Source organism: Aquimarina amphilecti (assembly GCF_900109375.1).
In the GTDB taxonomy this organism is placed as follows: domain Bacteria; phylum Bacteroidota; class Bacteroidia; order Flavobacteriales; family Flavobacteriaceae; genus Aquimarina; species Aquimarina amphilecti.
Genome location: NZ_FOAB01000004.1, coordinates 1 through 18,079, shown reverse-complemented (window position 1 = coordinate 18,079; position 18,079 = coordinate 1). Strand labels below are relative to the sequence as shown.

Here is an 18,079-nt window from a genome sequence, read left to right as displayed (position 1 = left end):
TTACAATATTTCTCGCATTTAACAAATAAGATTTCACAATTGTAGCTTAATTAAATCTTCCATCTGTTACAATTTTCATAAAGATTATATCACTAATTATCCTTTTAGTATTTTAGTTCATTAACACAAATAACCCTCATTATGAAAAGAATTTTAGTAGTATTATTAACTATCTCTATATTAAGTTGTAATCAAAATAAAAAAGATGAAAATGTAAAACCTGAAATTACTGAGAACAAAGATGCAATTCCTGTAGAACCAAATGGCGGAATTGGAGATGGAGCTTTATCAATCTCTGATCATTTTATTAAGAGTATAGAAAAAGCACATAAAAAAGAAGAGTTCTTACGGCACAAAGCTGTTAGTTTTTACATAAAAATTATTTTTAATGGACAAGAACATTTAGAAGGTAAAGTCACCATGCTTACTAATTCTTCGAAAATAAGAATTGATAAAAAAGATGAAAGTAAACTTATCTATGATGGAGAAAATGTATATCTCTGTCCAGCTGATGCCAATGATAAAGGGGCACGTTTTGATATGTTCACTTGGACTTATTTCTTTGGGTTACCATATAAATTGAGTGACCCAGGTACTAAGTGGGAAATGCAAGATGATAGAACTCTTAATAATGTTCTGCATAGCACTGCCAAGCTTACTTTTGAAGAAGGAACAGGAGATGCTCCTGATGATTGGTATGTAATTTATGCTGATCCTGTTGCTAAATCACTACAAGCTGCTGCTTATATAGTCACTTATGGAAGTGAAGGGAATACTTCTAAAGCAGAATCAGATCCTCACGCCATTCATTATAAAGAGTTTACTGCCGTAGATTCTATTCCTTTTGCAACGAAATGGGAGTTTTATGGCTGGACTTCAGAAAAAGGAATGACTGATAAATTAGGTGAAGCCACTATTAGTGATATTACATTTTTAGAAAATGAAGGAGCGTTATTTGATGATCCTGAAAACTCTAAAATTATTGACTAAAAAAATTCAGTAATTAAGTAAAAAATAAAAGACCGCTATAATAGCGGTCTTTTTTAATTCACAACTTCAGTAAAGTTTACAATCCCGAAATTACGAATTCCTCCCAGTTCCCTATTGATGCCCTATTGCACGTCATTGGTTTAGCACCATTTTCTGAGCTAACATATTTATTATTATTACCTTTTAAGGCGTATTTATTTCCTCCTCTACTCACAAGTGTAAATTGTTCCCAAGAGCCAATTTGAGCTCTACTACAAGTAATAGAACTAGTACCATTCTCACTACTTACATATTTACCATTGTTTCCTTTAAGTGCTACTTTTCCACCACTTAATGTTATTACTTCAAACTTTTCCCACCCTTGTGCAGTTGTTCGATTACAGTTCATTGGTTTACCTCCGTTTTCACTACTGACATATTTATCATTATTTCCTTTCAGCTCAATTATGTTATCGGAAACAACTGGAGGATACATTTTATTTATACCTAATACATCGCTATCAGACAAGCCATTACGTTGCGCATTATAGGTATTTCCATTAACACGAGTTATTGTAGGTTGTCCATTTTTAGAAAAAGCATATGATCCGTACATCATAATACTTCCTAGATCCAGACTAGAAGTATATTCATTTCCATCTTGACCTTGTTCTATATAAGTTTTAAAATTAAAATCTTTACCATTTTGAATATTTTCGAATAATACTTTTATGTACTGATCTCTATCTTTTCTACTTTGTTCATGCCACAAACCAATTGCATGACCAATTTCATGAATTGTATTCCCTGTTGAACATCCATTTGCTAAAGTAATATCTTGACGACCACCAATACGGCCCACATATGAAGAACAACCAGATCCATTCTTGAAATACACATAACTAGATTGATTGGTACGTGGTTCAAATCTAAGCGCTGTTTTAGACTCCCAATGAGCTATAGCATTTGTAATTCTTGATTGGTTAGGCATTCCATTTTCAATAGAATAATGCACAATGTTATTTGGCCATCTCCCTCCTGTTCTTCCCACTCCCTTATTCGTATCAGATAGTTCTATTTTAATATCTCCTTCTAAGATGTAATATTTATTGATACTTTCTACATCTATTTCCTCTCCATTTAGAGTTATTCTGAATAATTCTCCAGTCTCATCTGGATATGCCTGTTCCAATACAAAATCATCATATGTTTCTTGTTGATTATTGGACTCTAACTCCTGCGATTCACAGGATATTAATAGCACACTTATCATTAGCCCAAACAAAAAAGGCTTGAGAATTTTAAAATTATTCTTCATAATACAGGTTTGTGTAAGTTTTAAAAGCAATACTATATTAATCATTACTTTCCTTTTTACTTTACAGAAAATACTAAGTGCCATAAAACTGTAAAAAAACGAGTGGTATAAAAAAGTATTCGTTTTACACGGGTCTAACGAAGACTTGATAAAATCAGTATTTATAATACTTTATTATAGGATCTTATGATTAAATCATCTTACCCTAAGGATTACATTAAAATATAATATACTTGCTCATTTTTTTGTATCTTGTAGTAAACACAGAGTATCCAACTAAAATCCTAACTCATGACTTCTTTATTTAAAAAATTACAACTTCCGCCATCACTTGATGAAATACTAATATTAAATGAGCCTGAAGGATTTTGTAAAGAATTAAATTGTTTAAAAGATATTCTTGTAAAAGAATCTTTAATACAAGTATCTGAGGTCGATTTTGCAATAGTTTTTGTTAAGGAAAAGAAACAAATCGAAAACCGAATAGAAACTATCTATCCCAAATTGGTTGGTGACGCTGTTCTATGGTTTGCATACCCTAAAAAAAGTTCTAAAAAGTATAACTCTGAAATCACGAGAGATAATGGATGGGGAGTTTTAGGTGATTACAATTTAGAACCTGTTAGACAAGTAGCTATTGATGAAGATTGGAGTGCATTACGTTTTAGAAAAGTAAGTTTTATTAAAAAAATGACCCGAAGTAAAGGGTTTGCTCTTAGCACTGCTGGTAAAGAAAAAACTACAGGAATTTAATGAATTGGCATTTATATATTTTATCCGGTGTTTTTATAATTGCCGGTGTTTTTCATCTTATCAAACCAAAGGCATTTATCAGAATCATGCCTTTGTATATTCCATATCACAAACAGCTAGTATACCTAAGTGGTATTGCTGAAATCATGGCTGGTATAGGTATTTTGTTTGTACAGACAAGGTTTTTTTCAATTTGGGCTATTATAGGTATGTTGGTTGTCTTTTTTCCTGTTCATATACATATGCTTATTAATAAAAAAGCGAGTTTAAATCTCCCTAAATCAGTTCTTATTTTTAGAATATTACTCCAATTCGGTTTGATATATTGGGCACAATTATACTTTTAAACAACAACACTATTGGATCTATTTACTTCTCAAAACCAGAATATTCAATTAAAAATGCCAGATGCTGATGTATCTTATTTTCCCTTTTTTTTTGAAAAAACTGAGGCCGATCAATTGTTTGATATACTAAAAAAGTCTATTCAGTGGCAACAAGATGATATAAAAGTATTTGGAAAAGTTCATAAGCAACCTCGTCTAACAGCGCTCTACTCCAGTAATAAAAACACTTATACTTACTCTAACATTACAATGCAGCCTCATGTATTTACGGATGAATTATCGAAGATTAAAAAAAAAGTAGATCATATAAGTTCCGAGATATTTACTACCTGTTTACTAAATCTGTATCGAGACGGTCAAGACAGCAATGGCTGGCATTCTGATAATGAAAAAGAACTTGGTCCTGAACCTATAATAGCTTCTGTAAGCTTTGGAGAAGAAAGATGGTTTCATTTTAAACATAAAACTAAAGAACTAAAGCAAAAACTTTTATTACAGCATGGTAGTTTGCTTATAATGCGCGGAAAAACACAAGAGAACTGGCTACATCAATTGCCCAAATCAAAAAAAATCAAAAATCCACGTGTTAATCTTACCTTTCGGATAATTAATTAAAATCTCCTGTAAAAGAACAAAAGATAGATACTTATATGATCAAGTCTACATGTCTAGCATAATCTACAGATTTTAGATTATAATTATCTTTTTTCCATAATATTAAAGTGAGTATAAAAAAACTAAGATGTATCATCGATAACTCTGTAGAATTAGCATCCAATAAAAACAACGATAAAAATAAGAACAAAATAGATCCACTTATCAATACCTCTTTCGTGTAATAACCAAGAATTAAGAACATTCCTATAATAAACTCTTCAAAAGGAACTAACGGAGCTAATGCTTCGATCAAATCATATTTGAATACAGTTGATTTCAAAAAGTACGTATCAATTTCTTTCAGAAACTCTGAATAAATAATTACATTATAGGTACTATGTAATACTAAAAAAGCCCCAAACAGTATTCTTACTGCTGTGTATAAGTAAACCCTAAATTTCATTGCTGATTTGTGTTAAAAATTCGCGGGGCAAAACTATAAAATGTTGTCCACTATTTACTTGTAGAATTACAGGAACAACTTGTACTTTTAAAACATAACTAACTAAATATCAAGCGAATCAATCAAAAAAACCGAAAAACACTTGTACAAAACAGTTATTGCGTTTGATTTTATTTTTGTAACTTTAAAACAAAAGAAAAAATTGATTATGAATCGTTATACCTTACACGAGACCTTTGTTGTACATCAATATTCATTTGATAAATGGGAAGCGGAACCTCATAATCACAATTATTTCGAGATTATTTTTGTAGAAAAAGGAAGTGGTTATCACACGATTAATGGCATTCGTTTTCGCTATAGAAAAAACGATATTTTTCTACTTGCTCCTGAAGACACACATCATTTTGAAATAGAAAAACATTCTGGTTTTACCCACTTTAAATTCACAGAACTTTTATTTTCTAGTAAAGTCAACTTACCCGATAGGAAATATTGGTTACAAAGAATTGAACAATTACTACATCACCCTAATATTATTCCAGGTGATGTGATTTCACACGAAGATGACCGAAGTATTATTTGGGATATCCATAACGTTGTTATGGAGGAGTTTAAAAATGAAAAGATATATTATCAAGAAATTATTTCTAATGCAATTAGTACTATACTAAGCATCATTGTTCGTAATATTTCTGACAAATATAGTTCTCATAATAGAAATGTCTCCATAAATGATTCTAGAATAGATCAGATACTTGGCCATATACGACAGAATGTATATGACAATGATCTTACCAAGATTAGTTATATGGCCAATAAGTTCAATATGTCTCAAAGTTCAATAAGTAGTTATTTCAAAAAAGCAACTGGAGAATCTATACATCAATATGTAACTAAATACAAAATGAAATTAGTAGAATATAGATTACAAAATACAGAATTTACGATCGCAGAAATTGCTTATCAATTAGGGTATACCGATGAGAGTCATCTTACTAAGACATTTAAAAAGTATTTCTCAATGTCTCCTAAACAGTATCGAAAGGATCTTGCCGTGAATAAGTAAATTCTAAATTCAATTTTACCCAAAAATATCATTTAATATTTTAGCTAAACGTATTCCTCCCTTTTGTAATTGAGCTCTTACAGTTGGAAAATAGTTATACATATATTTATAGCCTAATTTCTCTCCTACATTAGCAGAAGCGTATACTTTTTTTGCCAAGTTTTGTGATTCGTAAATCCAATCCAATACTTCTCCTTTTTCTATTGCTTCTATTTCTGACAAAGATAATTCGTCTGCATTATTAGCTAATTCGGTATAACTCATTCCATAATAATCAAGCATCTCACTATCCCAAACTCTGTGTAAGTTAGATCCTTCTCTAAACCAACGCACCTGAATATCATTCCCTCCTTTATCTTCTCCTCTTCCTACATGTAATGGTTGATGTAGATCTCCAATAAAATGGACTAACATTTTAAGATGAAACTCTTTATCTTCCTGGGATGAATCATCACTTTTCAAAATTTCTATACATTTTTGAATCCCTTGAACTAAATCTCCTCGTTCACTAGGAGTTTCTTCTCCATATTTTTTATCAAAAGAAAAATTCACATAATGCCAAGGACTATATCCTCTATAACGATCATCACTTTTTATTTCATCAGCATAAATTGAAACAAAAGCCAACCCTTTACCTTTTAGAAGATTTGTAATATTCCTTTTAGCTTTTTCCGTAAGAAAATTATCAGCTATCTCTCCTGTAACTCTATGACCTGTTTTGCCCCAGTCGTCATTGAAAGAAAATCCATTAAAAGAAATAACAAGTAATAAGAAAAATGTAATGTATCGAGTAATCATTAGTATAAATTTTGAAGCAAAGATAAAAAAGGGTATGTTAGTGAATCATTAAATGTTATTTTTAACAATGTTATTTTACTAAAAGATTTTAGATTAAAAATATGGCAGCATATTTATCGTTTGATTAAAGACATACCCTATAAACCCCATTATATATGAAGATACGATTTTCAATTTTTCTAATTGCTTTTACAACATTGTGTTTAGCTCAAGAAAAAGAAGAAAAGGAATATAATTCTGCAACTGTTAGAGTTAATCGCCTTATAGAAGGTACATTAACTACCCCATACTCTGATGACAGTGTTCCTCTTATTATTTTTATCATGGATTCTGGAGCTATCAATAGAGAGGGTAATGACAGAATGTCTAAAAATGATGCTTTCAAATTATTAGCGATAGAATTAGCAAAAAAAGGTGTAGCTTCTTATCGTTACGATAAAAGGCTCTTCAAAATTGATGCTGTTGGAATTAGAGAACACGAAATTTTATTAGAACATTTTATTCAAGATGCAAAATCAATAGTTACGTATTTTAAGGAAAACGGAAACTACACAAAAGTTGTTTTAGCAGGTCATGGGCAAGGTTCTTTAATAGGAATTATGGCTGCCAAGGGAAATGTTGACGGGTTTATATCAATAGCTGGAAATGCGCAATCAGTGGATCAAATTGTAATCCAACAATTAGAAAAACAAGCTCCTGGATTAGATAAAAGTGCTGCAGTAGCTTTTGCTGATTTAAAAGAAAAAGGAAGAGCAATGAATTATGATCCTGCGTTAGAATCTATTTTTGGTTATAAACTACAACCTTTTATGAAATCTTGGATTAAGTACACACCATCTGAAGAAATAAAAGACTTAAATATCCCTATTTTAGTATTACAAGGTGATAAAGATTTGCAAGTAGAAGTTTCTGAAGCAGAAAAATTAAAAGAAGCTGTCCCGAATGCCGAGTATGTAATCATAGAAAACATGAATCATATACTTAGAGAGATAAAAGGCAGCAGATTAGAAAATCATAAATCCTACAACGAATACTGGCTTAAAATTATGCCAGAAGTTACCACTAGTATTGTTAACTTCGTAAAAAAGTAACTAATTAAAAGAAGTACTAACCCTAACCTTATTTAATTGAATTCACATCGTATTGTATTTTCTGATATAGATGGAACGCTACTTAATTCGGAAAGAGAGCTTTCTGATTTCACTATTTCAGAAATAAAACGAATAAAAGATACTGTTCCTGTTATATTAATCTCTTCGCGTATGCCTAGCGCGATGGTTCATCTTCAAGAAGAATTGGGTATTACACATCTCCCATTAATCTGTTATAATGGAGGTCTAATATTAGTCGATAAAAAACCAATCCATTCTACTTTCATACATCCAGATATTATACAAGAACTTAGTAACTTTAATACTAACAATTCATTTCATATAAGCTTATATCATAATGATGATTGGTTTGTTCCAGAAATGGATTTTTGGGCAAATAGAGAATCTCAAAACACTAAAGTTACTCCTGTAGTAAAATCAGCTAAAATAGTTATTGAAGAATGGAAAGCAGAAAATAAAGGAGCTCATAAGATCATGTGCATGGGAGATGAAAAACATATTGATGAAGCTTTTAATTTTTTAGAAACACATTTTAGCGAAAAACTACATTTATATAGATCAAAGCCTACGTATATCGAAATTGCTCATAAAAGTATTTCGAAATTAACTGCTATAGAATTACTACTTAATAGCCATTATAACATTTCTCTATCAGAAGCAGTAGCTTTTGGCGATAATTATAACGATATTGCTATGATAAATGCGGTTGGTACCGGAGTAGCTGTTGCCAATGCTAAGCCTGAAACCTTAAAAATTGCTGATGTAGTAACCCTCCCAGGAAAAGAAGATGGTGTCGCTACATATATTAAAAACAATATCTAATACTTGTGCTAAGAAAAATTAATCTGATTAGAACCCTAATCCTTTACATTTTTATATCTAATTCTTTAATAGGCTGTAAGTCTACTGAATCTGCAGTAAAAGTAGATACTACTCCCATTATTGCATCTTTAGATTTAGTAAACATTATAGATGATAAAATAAAAGTAGAATTACGTTTCAATAATGTAACTACAGATACTATCAGTTATTTTCTGCCAAAAATAGTTCCTGGTACATATCAGAACAACAATTATGGAAAATACATAGAAAAGTTTAAAGCTTTTGACACTGAAGGAAATGAGTTAAGTGTACAAAAACACGGTGATAATCGCTGGAAAATAAATAATGCAAGAAAATTAAGTTCACTAACCTATTTAGTTAACGACACTTTTGACACCGAGGAGAGTCATCAAGTTTTTTCTCCAACAGGAACAAATATTTTACAAAACAAAAACTTTGTTCTTAATTTATATGCTTTCGTAGGGTATTTTGATAACATGAAGGAAAAAAAATATAATCTATTTATTAAACACCCTATAGATATGGAAGCCTCGACTTCTTTATCCGAGTATTTACCAAAAGAACCTGAAATTGGAGCTTTATATGATACGGATGTCTTCATTTTTAACAGATATGCAGATTTAGCAGATTCTCCAATAATGTACTCCATTCCTGATAAAGTAACTTTTAACATTAATGAAATTGAAGTTTTGCTTAGCGTTTATTCTCCTAGTAAACTTCATCGTGCAGCGCAATTAATGCCCCAAATGGAGCGAATGATTAGAGCGCAAAAAAACTTTTTAGGATACATTAACACCACCAAAAAATATAGTGTTTTATTATACCTTTCTTCTTCTAAAAGTGATGATGCAAAAGGTTTTGGAGCCTTAGAACATAACACTTCTACGGTTGTTGTGCTTCCTGAATCAATTCCTTTACAAAAACTAAATGAATCATTGATAGATGTAGTTTCGCATGAATTTTTTCATATCGTAACTCCATTAAGCATACATTCTGAAGAAATTCATGATTTTGACTACAACAATCCAAAAATGTCAAAGCATTTATGGTTATATGAAGGTACTACAGAGTATTTTTCTTTATTATTTCAGATTAATCAAGCTCTTATTGGAAAAGAAGATTTTTTTGAAAGAATTTTAGAAAAAATAGATCATTCCAAAAGTTTCGATCAGAGTTTTTCTTTTACAGAAATGAGCAAAAATATACTACAAGAACCATATTTAGAAAATTATGGTAATGTATATGAAAAAGGAGCTCTTATTTCCATGTGCATTGATATTATTATGCACGAAAAAAGCAGTGGAGCTTATGGTATTGTTGATCTTATAAAAGGATTGTCTGGTAGATTTGGGAGTGAAAATCCTTTTAAGGATGAGGAGTTGATAAATGTAATAAAAGAAGTCTCATATCCGGAAGTGGCGGATTTTCTAAAGTCTCATGTAATAAATAATACTCCTATTGACTATGGATATTATTTGGAAAAGGCCGGTTTGATATACAATACTATAGAAATCCCTTCTGAATATTTTATATATGAACAAGAACCTTTCATCAAAGGCTCTGAAACTACTAAAAAGGTTGTCTTTACAGCTGGTGCAGAGCGTAATAATTTTCTAAAAGAAGTAGGTATAAAAAGAGGAGATATTTTACTAAGTATAAATAGTAAGACATATACAATTAAAAATATTTATGATCTTTTTAGTGATTCTAATAAATGGAACATTGGTGATGATATCGTTTTTATTATTGAACGTGATCAAAATATATTAAAACTCGCATCTAAAGTAATTGCTCCCGCAGTGGAAAAAGTAGTACTTAAGCAAAACCCCAATGCAACAGAAAAACAAATAGCAATACTAAAGAGTTGGATTAATGACTAACTCATTAAGAAGTTAATTTTGTTTTAATCCAAAAATTGTATTTTGCAGGGCATCTCATAATATAATGAACTCACACTATGGAAAATGCTCCTTTTTTTACCAATGACACTATTGTTTTTGGAATTCTAATGCTATGCTTAGGTCTTGTTTTTTACACATCATCAATCAAAACAAGTTTTTGGCAGGGGTTCTATAAATTCGTTCCCGCGTTATTACTTTGTTATTTACTACCTGCAATATTTAATTCCTTAGGAATTATATCACCAGAATGGAAAGAATTAGATACCAACGGAGAGATTATAGAAAAATCTTCTAGCGTATATTATATAGCCAGCAGATACTTATTACCCGCTTCTTTGGTATTAATGACACTTAGCATTGATTTAAAAGCAATATTTAATTTAGGGCCAAAAGCATTAATTATGTTCGCTACTGGAACTATTGGTATCATAATCGGAGGACCAATAGCTATTTTATTAATCTCTTTAATTTCTCCTGAAACTGTTGGAGGTGCAGGATTTGATGCTGTTTGGAGAGGATTATCTACACTAGCAGGAAGTTGGATTGGTGGTGGAGCCAATCAAGCAGCCATGTTAGAAATTTATGAATACAATCCAGATAAATATGGAGGTATGGTTTTAGTTGATATTGTTGTGGCAAACCTTTGGATGGCTATCTTGTTAATTGGTATTGGAAAAAGCGCTAAAATTGACAAATGGTTAAAAGCTGATAGTAGTGCGATTGAATCTCTTAAAGAAAAAGTATCTGCTTATGCAGAAAGTGTAAACAGAAATCCGACCTTAACCGATTATATCATCATGCTTTCCATTGCTTTTACCACAGTAGGCTTGGCACATTGGGGAGCAAATGGAATGTCGAGTTTTTTATCTAACAATTTTGAAGTATTTAATGACAAAAGTTCTGCCTTATCTTCATTTACCTCTCAATTTTTCTGGATGATCACCATAGCTACTTTTATTGGAATTTTATTATCCTATACTAAAGCTAAAAAATATGAAGGAGCGGGTGCTAGTAAAATTGGTAGCATTTTTATTTATATTCTAGTCGCAACCATTGGAATGAAGATGGATTTAAAGATGATCTTAGAAAACCCTGGATTAATTGCAATTGGACTTGTATGGATGACTATACATGCAATTCTTCTAATTGGTGTTGCTAAACTAATTAAGGCTCCTTACTTTTTCCTTGCTGTAGGTAGTCAAGCTAATGTAGGTGGAGCAGCATCGGCACCTGTCGTTGCAGCAGCATTTCATCCATCCTTAGCTACCGTTGGAGTACTCTTAGCTGTGTTTGGTTATGTAGTAGGAACCTATGGCGCAATTCTATGTACAATATTAATGCAAATTGCCTCGGGAAGTTAGTTTTTCAATCTAAATTATAGCATCTTTGTACTCCATTTTTTCAAAATTAAAAAACCATCAATGCAACGATTTTTCACCATATTATTTTTATCTATTCTAATACTAAGTTGTAGTACTCCAAAGAAAGAAGGAAATGTTTCTATAAATGGAACTGTAAAAGGGCTTAAAAAAGGAACTTTGTACCTTCAAAAGATACAAGACACTGTTTTAATAAATTTAGATTCATTGGTTATCGATGGAGATCCATTATTTTCATTTCAAACTACTGTTCAAGAACCTGAAATTCACTATTTATTTCTAGATAAACACGATGGAACTCAATTTAATGATCGTATTGATTTTTTTGCGGAGCCAGGAGAAATTACGATCAATACTTCGTTAAATGGTTTTGAGAAAGATGCAATAATTGCTGGAGGTAAAAACCAAACTAAGTTGATTGAGTATAACAAAATGAACAAAAGATTCAAGGAGAGAAATCTGAGAATTATAAAGGAAGATTATGAAGCTAAAAAGCAAAATGACGAAGAAAAATTAGCTGAAAATGATATCGCCTATAAAAACCTATTGAGACAAAAGTATTTGTACACTATTAATTTTGCTATTAATAATAGAAAACTTGAAGTAGCTCCATACATAACTCTTAACGAAGTTTTTGACGCTAATATTAAATATTTAGATACTGTGGTAAAATCATTATCTCCAAGAGTTAAAAAATCCATTTATGGAAAACAACTTACAGATTACCTACTAGAACGAAAAACTAAAGAAGCAGATAGAATAAAAAAAGATAATTAGATTTAATCTTAGAAAAGCAATTACTACTACAGTTTATCAGTATAATATTAATAGTAATCCCATATTCGACTTAAAACAATTTTCATTAACTTAATTGACTCACAATTAACTCTTTAAACTTCAATTATGTTAAAAAAAATTTTAAATTTAAAAGGGGCTCAACAACTTAATAGAAAAGAACAAAAAGGTATTTCTGGAGGAGGACGTCCTGGTTCTGGAGGTGGTGGATGCTGTAATCCAGCATTATCTTGTTGTACAACCACTGATTTAGTTAATAACCCTGAATGTGGTGCAACTTATATCCCTGGATGTTACTTCCATCCTGCTAATCCAAATACTCCAAGTTACCCATATTACAATTGTTGTATTTAACGTATTTATATTTTAAAAATTGATGAAGAGACATATTCAAGTCATCATTTCATGAATTTATATCAAAAAAAATCCTGATTTCTTTCGAAATCAGGATTTTACACTTTTAAGAGCCGATGGAGGGACTCGAACCCACGACCTGCTGATTACAAATCAGCTGCTCTAGCCAGCTGAGCTACATCGGCAAAGCGGTTGCAAATATAATTTCTGTAATGATATTTGCAAATACTTTTTTAAAAAAATTATAATGAATTTACTTTTTCAGCTAAAGACTTTGCTGTTTTTTCTAAATCTTCTTTGATAGACTTAAAATGTTTTGCTGCATTTTCTACATTACGATCACTAACTCTTACCATAAAAGCGTCAAAAGAGTTGATAGCCTCATCAATAATTACTTCTCCTGCCTTTTTATCTTTATCTGGGTTATTTTCCTCCCAGATGTATACTTCCTCGATGATATCGCCTAATACGTAGTTAATATCTTTCTTAAGATTTCTTTTATTTGCCATTTTCTAAAATATTTTATGCAAAATTAGTCTTTTAAACCATTTATCAAACGGTTTTACTTTTAAATATATACTTGTAAAAGTTTTGCACCTGCTGAAATCGCCTTCACGCCTTGTATAGAAGCTGGAACCAAAATTGTTTCTCCATAAGTAACATTAACCTTTTGCTCTCCGTGTATTATTTCTGCTTTTCCTTCTACACACATATATATTACAAAAGAATCTAATTTTTTATGTGACAAAGAAACTTCTTCATCGACCGCTACTAAATTGGTAATAAAGTGCGGACACTCCACTAAGTTTGTTACTTGATTTCTTTCTAAGTTATACTGAACTTTATAATCGGAATTGTCACTAAAATCTATAGCCTCTAGAGCGTCTTGTTGATGTAACTCTCTATAATTACCCTCTGAATCTTTACGATCCCAATCATAAACTCTGTAAGTGATATCAGAAGTTTGTTGAATTTCTGCCAAAAGAACTCCTTTTCCTATAGCATGTATCAATCCAGAATACACAAAAAATGTATCTCCTTCTGCAACTGATTCATAATGTAAAATATCTTTGATTGTCTTATTAGCAACATGTTTTTCATATAACTCAGGGCCTACTTCTTGATTAAAGCCTATAATGATATTTGCATCTTTATCTGCCTGAGTAATATACCACATTTCGGTCTTACCTAATGAATTATGTTTTTTCCTTGCTATTTCATCACCAGGATGTAATTGTACAGATAAATCCTGTTTAGCATCAATAAACTTAATTAATAAAGGAAATTTAGCACCAAATCTATCGAAGTTCTTTTTCCCTATTAATTTGTGCTGATAACTAGTCAAAAGTTCTTTTAATGTCTTTCCTTCAAACTCTCCATTAACTACAATCGAACAATCACCTTCTACATCACTTATTTCCCAACTTTCTCCTATGAAAGAACCTTTTGGTTTTTTTCCAAGAAGATTATTTAATTTAGAGCCTCCCCATATTTTTTCTTTCAAGATAGGTTGAAACTTTAGTATGTAAAGTGAATCACTACTCATTCATTATTTCTTTGACCGTTTTAATGGCTTGTTTTAAATGTTTGGATGCATTAACACTATTAAATTTTAGCCTAATTACACCTTCTTTATCTATAACGTATGTTTCTCTTCCAGGTAATACACCAAATAAACCAGATTTAACACCAAAAAGCTTTCTTAAGCTACCATTACTATCTGATAAAAAAATGAAAGGCAAACTGTACTTGTTTTTAAATCTTTCGTGAGATTTAACATTATCTGAACTTATACCTATAACTTCTACTCCTTCTTTTTTAAAATCTTCGTAACTATCTCTAAAGTCACAAGCTTCTTTTATACAACCTGGAGTAAAATTTTTGGGATAAAAATAAATTACCAATGGGATTTTACCAACATAATCAACGCTGTGAAAATCATTACCATCATCTTTAATTGCTGTGAATTGGGGAATTTTACCGCCTATTTCTAAAGCCATAAATGATTCTATTTACCATCATATATTACATAGTTCCGTGGAGTTTCGAATAATGTAACTTCGATATCATACCTTAAATCTAGCTTTTTACGGAGTCTATTCCAAATTACAATAGCGATATTTTCCGCTGTTGGATTTAATTTTTTGAATTCTTCAACCTCTTCATTAAGGTTTTTATGATCCATATAATCTTCAACTTCAGACTTAATATAATCTTTCAAAATCTTTAAGTCTATCAAAAAACCTGTTTCTGGATCTACATCACCTATAACCGCTACATCCAACTCATAGTTATGCCCGTGATATCTTGGATTACTACATTTTCCAAAAATTTGAGTATTTTTTTCGTCACTCCAATCTTTTCTATACAACCTATGCGCAGCATTAAAATGCGCTTTTCTACAAGCTTTTATTCTCATATTGCGATGTGTTCATAAAATTTATCAAAAATAATCTTAAACCAGGCTGTATAAAGATCGGGGTTATTCATTATATCCTTTCTTACATCCTCAATAGGCATCCATTTCCAATCCGAAACTTCTTCAGGATTAATAACAGGTTTCTCTTCATACTGACCAACTAATACATGATCCAATTCATGTTCTGTTAGCCCATTATCAAAAGGTGCCTTATATATGAATGATATTGTTTCTTTAAGAGGCGTAGTAAATCCCATTTCTTCCTCTAATCTTCTCGTTCCAGCTTCTATATTACTTTCTCCTTCTCGTTGATGACTACAACAAGTATTTGTCCATAAACCTGGTGAATGATACTTATGATGAGCTCTTTGTTGCAACATTAATTCTTTTTGATCATTAAGAATAAATACGGAAAATGCTCTATGTAATATTGCTTTTTCGTGTGCTTCAAGCTTAGGCATTAACCCGATTTGCTCATCATTTTCGTTTACTAAAATGACTTTTTCTTCTTTCATTGCTTTGTATTGCTTCAAAGCTACGAAATCGTAATAGCAATTCATAATCTATGCTTTTTTTGACATAAAATAAAGAATTGTTTATCCATTCAATAAAAAACACCTTAGCAAGAGTAAGGTGTTTTTTTCTTAAATAATAACGGTTTATTATTAATCTATATGATATATATTACTTAACGATTATAAATTCGCTTCGTCTATTTAACTGATATTCTGATTTTTTACAATTAGAATCATTTCCACATTCATTCACTGGTTGTGTTTCTCCGTATCCTTTACTAGTCAATCTATCAGCAGAAATACCCTTAGCAACCATATATTTTACTGTAGATTTTGCTCTCTCATCAGATAACCAGAGGTTATAATCATCATTTCCATGACTATCTGTATGGGATCTTACATCAATTTTCATATCAGGATACTGATTCATTACTTCGATTACTTTTGCTAACTCAATAGCAGCATCAGGACGAATGTAATGTTGATCAAAATCAAAGTAAATAGGATTTAGAGATAATACTTTTGCTAAGTCATCTCCAACATTAGCTGTTTTGATCTTCTTCTCTAACAATAATGGTACATCTAAAGTTTCGGTCTTCCCTGGAGTACTCACTAGCTTTTCTAAGGTTAGATACTCTTCTTTTTCTGCACGTACGAAGTATTTAGAGCTACATTTAACTATATGGGTATATGATGCATCATCCCCAACCGTAAAACTCTCTAATAAATTATTACTGCTATCATATATTGAAACTTTTGCTCCTGCTAATAATTCTTGAGTATCCTTATCTTTCACGACACCTGTGATAGTGATCTCACAAAAGCTTTTAAGGTCTTCTAACTGCAAGAAGCTATAAATATCATCTTTCCCTCTTCCTCCTTCTCTGTTTGAAGAAAAATACCCTCTTTTAGATTCGTCATCTACAATAAAGGCAAAGTCATCATCTGGACTATTTACGGGCTTTCCGATATTAACAATTAACTTTTCTTCATCTGTTTGTGGGTTTAATCGAGTTACATAAACATCTAAACCACCTAGTCCAATATGACCATCAGAAGCAAAGTATAAATCATTGTTAATGCTAACAAAAGGGAAAGTTTCTTTTCCTTCTGTGTTAATTCTATTTCCTAAATTCTTTGGCTCCCCAAAACTTCCATCAGAATTAATTGCTATTTCATAAATATCTGACTGACCTTCTCCTCCTGGCATATCGGATGAAAAATATAAGGTTTTCTCATCTAAACTTAATGTTGGATGTGCTGTAGAATACTGATCACTATTAAAAGGTAAATTTTGTGGAGTTGTCCAACCACCTTGAGTATTCTTATAAGAACGATAAATCTTTAATCGATTAGTTCCTTTCTTATCACTACCATACTTTCTACCATCATAGTTATTTCTAGTAAAGTAAACTGTATTTCCATCTTTTGAAAAAATAGGTGTCGACTCATGAAACTTGCTATTTATCTTACTATCAAATTTTTCAATTTCGGAAAGTTCTCCATTAGTAGGATTATATTCTGCTCTATATAGATCTAAAAATGGCTCTTCATTCCATTGATGCACACTTTTCTTAAATAAAAGAGTATCCCTAGAAGAACTAAAAACAATAAACCTACCGAAAAAAGCGGAACCGAAATCAGTGTATGAAGAATTAATAGAAGAATTCTCTATTTCGAACCTTCCTGACTGGAAATCTATTCTTTTAAGATAATTAGGCTCTTCTTCAAATAATTGTGCTCTTTGATCATCTGAACTAGCTTCTACAAACTTATTCATATACACATCAGCATCATCATATCTTCCTACAGACTTTAAAGTCTGAGCATATCTAAAATAATATTCAGGCTCTACCTCACTTGGATAAGAATTCACCAATTCTTCATACCATTTAGAAGCTTCTTCAAATTGACTATTAAAATAATAGCTATTTCCTAGGTTCTTATAAAGATCAGCGCTTTTGTATCCTTTCTTAACTACTTTTAGATACGTTTCTTGCGCATTAATATATTCATATTTGTCATATTGGTTCTGAGCAGTTTTCAGTTTTCTATCTTGAGAGAATACCGTACTTACAAAGAAAAACCCAATAAAAACAAATAATAAATTGTGTAATAATCTCTTCATTTTATTTTGGCTATAATTTTATTATATAAAAATAACTTATTTAAATTCTAGCAGCTAACTAGAAAAACCACATATATTTTCTAAAAGAAACGTGGTGTTAACATTCTGTTGTACTTTCTGAATAACTCAAAACGCAACATAACTTCGTAACTTCCATCATTGAACTGAGTTCTACCTAATTCTGTAGATTCTTTGTCATATGCAAATCCTATCATTAAAGAATCAGACACTTGGAATCCAGCCATAGCACTAAACGCTGCACTCCATCTATATCCTACTCCTAATGTTAACTTATCATATAAAAGAAAGTTTGCTGACA

General features: G+C 31.1%; 21 protein-coding genes and 1 tRNA gene. 11 read left to right on the top strand and 11 right to left on the bottom strand.

Going from position 1 to position 18,079, the window contains the following annotated elements; genetic code table 11:
- Positions 1 to 141: 141 nt before the first annotated feature.
- A complete protein-coding gene (locus BMY33_RS10780) occupies positions 142 to 990 on the top strand; it encodes a DUF6503 family protein (protein WP_091408229.1) in 849 nt (282 codons plus the stop codon).
- Positions 991 to 1,066: 76 nt separating this feature from the next.
- Here BMY33_RS10780 and BMY33_RS23455 read toward each other — a convergent pair whose 3' ends face one another.
- Positions 1,067 to 2,287, bottom strand: coding sequence for a M12 family metallopeptidase (locus BMY33_RS23455; RefSeq protein WP_170837058.1), 1,221 nt, complete (start codon positions 2,285 to 2,287; stop codon positions 1,067 to 1,069).
- 291 nt (positions 2,288 to 2,578) lie between these two features.
- Between BMY33_RS23455 and BMY33_RS10770 the strand changes: the two genes are divergently transcribed.
- Genes BMY33_RS10770 through BMY33_RS10760 form a run of 3 tightly spaced genes read left to right on the top strand, consistent with a single transcriptional unit; the run spans position 2,579 to position 4,002 of the window.
- Positions 2,579 to 3,040 carry a hypothetical protein gene (locus tag BMY33_RS10770; protein ID WP_211482388.1) on the top strand — a complete coding sequence of 154 codons (462 nt, stop codon included), beginning with the start codon at positions 2,579 to 2,581 and terminating at the stop codon, positions 3,038 to 3,040.
- The gene (locus BMY33_RS10765; RefSeq protein WP_091408227.1) at positions 3,040 to 3,387 is read left to right on the top strand and encodes a DoxX family protein; all 348 of its coding nucleotides are present in this window, start codon (positions 3,040 to 3,042) and stop codon (positions 3,385 to 3,387) included. Before BMY33_RS10770 ends, BMY33_RS10765 begins: the two co-directional genes overlap by 1 nt.
- Before the next feature lie 12 nt (positions 3,388 to 3,399).
- On the top strand, positions 3,400 to 4,002 hold the full coding sequence (locus tag BMY33_RS10760; protein ID WP_244543006.1) for an alpha-ketoglutarate-dependent dioxygenase AlkB family protein: 603 nt from the start codon (positions 3,400 to 3,402) through the stop codon (positions 4,000 to 4,002).
- 31 nt (positions 4,003 to 4,033) lie between these two features.
- Here BMY33_RS10760 and BMY33_RS10755 read toward each other — a convergent pair whose 3' ends face one another.
- On the bottom strand, positions 4,034 to 4,447 hold the full coding sequence (locus BMY33_RS10755) for a hypothetical protein (protein WP_091408226.1): 414 nt from the start codon (positions 4,445 to 4,447) through the stop codon (positions 4,034 to 4,036).
- A gap of 208 nt (positions 4,448 to 4,655) precedes the next feature.
- Here BMY33_RS10755 and BMY33_RS10750 point away from each other — a divergent pair, with 208 nt between their 5' ends.
- A complete protein-coding gene (locus BMY33_RS10750; protein WP_139195635.1) occupies positions 4,656 to 5,516 on the top strand; it encodes a helix-turn-helix domain-containing protein in 861 nt (286 codons plus the stop codon).
- A gap of 15 nt (positions 5,517 to 5,531) precedes the next feature.
- Here BMY33_RS10750 and BMY33_RS10745 read toward each other — a convergent pair whose 3' ends face one another.
- Entirely contained in the window at positions 5,532 to 6,314 is a 783-nt protein-coding gene (locus BMY33_RS10745) for a S1/P1 nuclease (RefSeq protein ID WP_091408223.1), read from the bottom strand.
- Positions 6,315 to 6,469: 155 nt separating this feature from the next.
- Here BMY33_RS10745 and BMY33_RS10740 point away from each other — a divergent pair, with 155 nt between their 5' ends.
- The 6 genes from BMY33_RS10740 to BMY33_RS10715 all read left to right on the top strand — a co-directional run bounded on the left by BMY33_RS10740 (position 6,470) and on the right by BMY33_RS10715 (position 12,698).
- Positions 6,470 to 7,405, top strand: coding sequence for an alpha/beta hydrolase (locus BMY33_RS10740; RefSeq protein ID WP_091408221.1), 936 nt, complete (start codon positions 6,470 to 6,472; stop codon positions 7,403 to 7,405).
- A gap of 36 nt (positions 7,406 to 7,441) precedes the next feature.
- Positions 7,442 to 8,248, top strand: coding sequence for a Cof-type HAD-IIB family hydrolase (locus tag BMY33_RS10735; protein ID WP_091408219.1), 807 nt, complete (start codon positions 7,442 to 7,444; stop codon positions 8,246 to 8,248).
- A 5-nt stretch (positions 8,249 to 8,253) separates the two neighbouring features.
- The gene (locus BMY33_RS10730; protein WP_091408217.1) at positions 8,254 to 10,149 is read left to right on the top strand and encodes a M61 family metallopeptidase; all 1,896 of its coding nucleotides are present in this window, start codon (positions 8,254 to 8,256) and stop codon (positions 10,147 to 10,149) included.
- Positions 10,150 to 10,226: 77 nt separating this feature from the next.
- Positions 10,227 to 11,531 (top strand): DUF819 family protein, encoded by a 1,305-nt coding sequence (locus BMY33_RS10725; protein ID WP_091408215.1) that lies wholly within the window; start codon positions 10,227 to 10,229, stop codon positions 11,529 to 11,531.
- Positions 11,532 to 11,591: 60 nt separating this feature from the next.
- Positions 11,592 to 12,326 carry a DUF4369 domain-containing protein gene (locus BMY33_RS10720; RefSeq protein ID WP_091408214.1) on the top strand — a complete coding sequence of 245 codons (735 nt, stop codon included), beginning with the start codon at positions 11,592 to 11,594 and terminating at the stop codon, positions 12,324 to 12,326.
- A 126-nt stretch (positions 12,327 to 12,452) separates the two neighbouring features.
- Positions 12,453 to 12,698, top strand: a complete 246-nt coding sequence (locus BMY33_RS10715) for a hypothetical protein (protein WP_091408212.1) — start codon at positions 12,453 to 12,455, stop codon at positions 12,696 to 12,698.
- Between the two features lie 111 nt (positions 12,699 to 12,809).
- Here the strand turns inward: BMY33_RS10715 and BMY33_RS10710 are convergent.
- The 8 genes from BMY33_RS10710 to BMY33_RS10675 all read right to left on the bottom strand — a co-directional run.
- Positions 12,810 to 12,883: transfer RNA gene (locus tag BMY33_RS10710), tRNA-Thr, on the bottom strand.
- A 57-nt stretch (positions 12,884 to 12,940) separates the two neighbouring features.
- On the bottom strand, positions 12,941 to 13,207 hold the full coding sequence (locus BMY33_RS10705) for a hypothetical protein (RefSeq protein WP_091408211.1): 267 nt from the start codon (positions 13,205 to 13,207) through the stop codon (positions 12,941 to 12,943).
- Between the two features lie 59 nt (positions 13,208 to 13,266).
- Positions 13,267 to 14,244 carry a type I phosphomannose isomerase catalytic subunit gene (locus tag BMY33_RS10700; protein ID WP_091408209.1) on the bottom strand — a complete coding sequence of 326 codons (978 nt, stop codon included), beginning with the start codon at positions 14,242 to 14,244 and terminating at the stop codon, positions 13,267 to 13,269.
- Entirely contained in the window at positions 14,237 to 14,698 is a 462-nt protein-coding gene (locus BMY33_RS10695; protein ID WP_091408207.1) for a peroxiredoxin, read from the bottom strand. Before BMY33_RS10695 ends, BMY33_RS10700 begins: the two co-directional genes overlap by 8 nt.
- An 8-nt stretch (positions 14,699 to 14,706) precedes the next feature.
- Complete coding sequence (locus tag BMY33_RS10690; protein WP_091408206.1) at positions 14,707 to 15,117, bottom strand: 6-pyruvoyl trahydropterin synthase family protein; 411 nt, start codon at positions 15,115 to 15,117, stop codon at positions 14,707 to 14,709.
- A complete protein-coding gene (idi, locus tag BMY33_RS10685) occupies positions 15,114 to 15,632 on the bottom strand; it encodes an isopentenyl-diphosphate Delta-isomerase (RefSeq protein ID WP_091409436.1) in 519 nt (172 codons plus the stop codon). Before idi ends, BMY33_RS10690 begins: the two co-directional genes overlap by 4 nt.
- Before the next feature lie 169 nt (positions 15,633 to 15,801).
- Complete coding sequence (locus tag BMY33_RS10680; RefSeq protein ID WP_091408204.1) at positions 15,802 to 17,760, bottom strand: OmpA family protein; 1,959 nt, start codon at positions 17,758 to 17,760, stop codon at positions 15,802 to 15,804.
- An 80-nt stretch (positions 17,761 to 17,840) separates the two neighbouring features.
- A partial coding sequence (locus BMY33_RS10675; RefSeq protein WP_139195634.1) for a type IX secretion system membrane protein PorP/SprF occupies positions 17,841 to 18,079 on the bottom strand: 239 nt, incomplete at its 5' end.

Excerpts from the sequence above, each read along its gene's own strand:
- BMY33_RS10780 (WP_091408229.1), top strand. The coding sequence starts at position 142 with ATGAAAAGAATTTTAGTAGTATTATTAACTATCTCTATATTAAGTTGT.
- BMY33_RS23455 (WP_170837058.1), bottom strand. The coding sequence starts at position 2,287 with ATGAAGAATAATTTTAAAATTCTCAAGCCTTTTTTGTTTGGGCTAATG.
- BMY33_RS10770 (WP_211482388.1), top strand. The coding sequence starts at position 2,579 with ATGACTTCTTTATTTAAAAAATTACAACTTCCGCCATCACTTGATGAA.
- BMY33_RS10765 (WP_091408227.1), top strand. The coding sequence starts at position 3,040 with ATGAATTGGCATTTATATATTTTATCCGGTGTTTTTATAATTGCCGGT.
- BMY33_RS10755 (WP_091408226.1), bottom strand. The coding sequence starts at position 4,447 with ATGAAATTTAGGGTTTACTTATACACAGCAGTAAGAATACTGTTTGGG.
- BMY33_RS10750 (WP_139195635.1), top strand. The coding sequence starts at position 4,656 with ATGAATCGTTATACCTTACACGAGACCTTTGTTGTACATCAATATTCA.
- BMY33_RS10745 (WP_091408223.1), bottom strand. The coding sequence starts at position 6,314 with ATGATTACTCGATACATTACATTTTTCTTATTACTTGTTATTTCTTTT.
- BMY33_RS10740 (WP_091408221.1), top strand. The coding sequence starts at position 6,470 with ATGAAGATACGATTTTCAATTTTTCTAATTGCTTTTACAACATTGTGT.
- BMY33_RS10725 (WP_091408215.1), top strand. The coding sequence starts at position 10,227 with ATGGAAAATGCTCCTTTTTTTACCAATGACACTATTGTTTTTGGAATT.
- BMY33_RS10720 (WP_091408214.1), top strand. The coding sequence starts at position 11,592 with ATGCAACGATTTTTCACCATATTATTTTTATCTATTCTAATACTAAGT.
- BMY33_RS10715 (WP_091408212.1), top strand. The coding sequence starts at position 12,453 with ATGTTAAAAAAAATTTTAAATTTAAAAGGGGCTCAACAACTTAATAGA.
- BMY33_RS10705 (WP_091408211.1), bottom strand. The coding sequence starts at position 13,207 with ATGGCAAATAAAAGAAATCTTAAGAAAGATATTAACTACGTATTAGGC.
- BMY33_RS10700 (WP_091408209.1), bottom strand. The coding sequence starts at position 14,244 with ATGAGTAGTGATTCACTTTACATACTAAAGTTTCAACCTATCTTGAAA.
- BMY33_RS10695 (WP_091408207.1), bottom strand. The coding sequence starts at position 14,698 with ATGGCTTTAGAAATAGGCGGTAAAATTCCCCAATTCACAGCAATTAAA.
- BMY33_RS10690 (WP_091408206.1), bottom strand. The coding sequence starts at position 15,117 with ATGAGAATAAAAGCTTGTAGAAAAGCGCATTTTAATGCTGCGCATAGG.
- idi (WP_091409436.1), bottom strand. The coding sequence starts at position 15,632 with ATGAAAGAAGAAAAAGTCATTTTAGTAAACGAAAATGATGAGCAAATC.
- BMY33_RS10680 (WP_091408204.1), bottom strand. The coding sequence starts at position 17,760 with ATGAAGAGATTATTACACAATTTATTATTTGTTTTTATTGGGTTTTTC.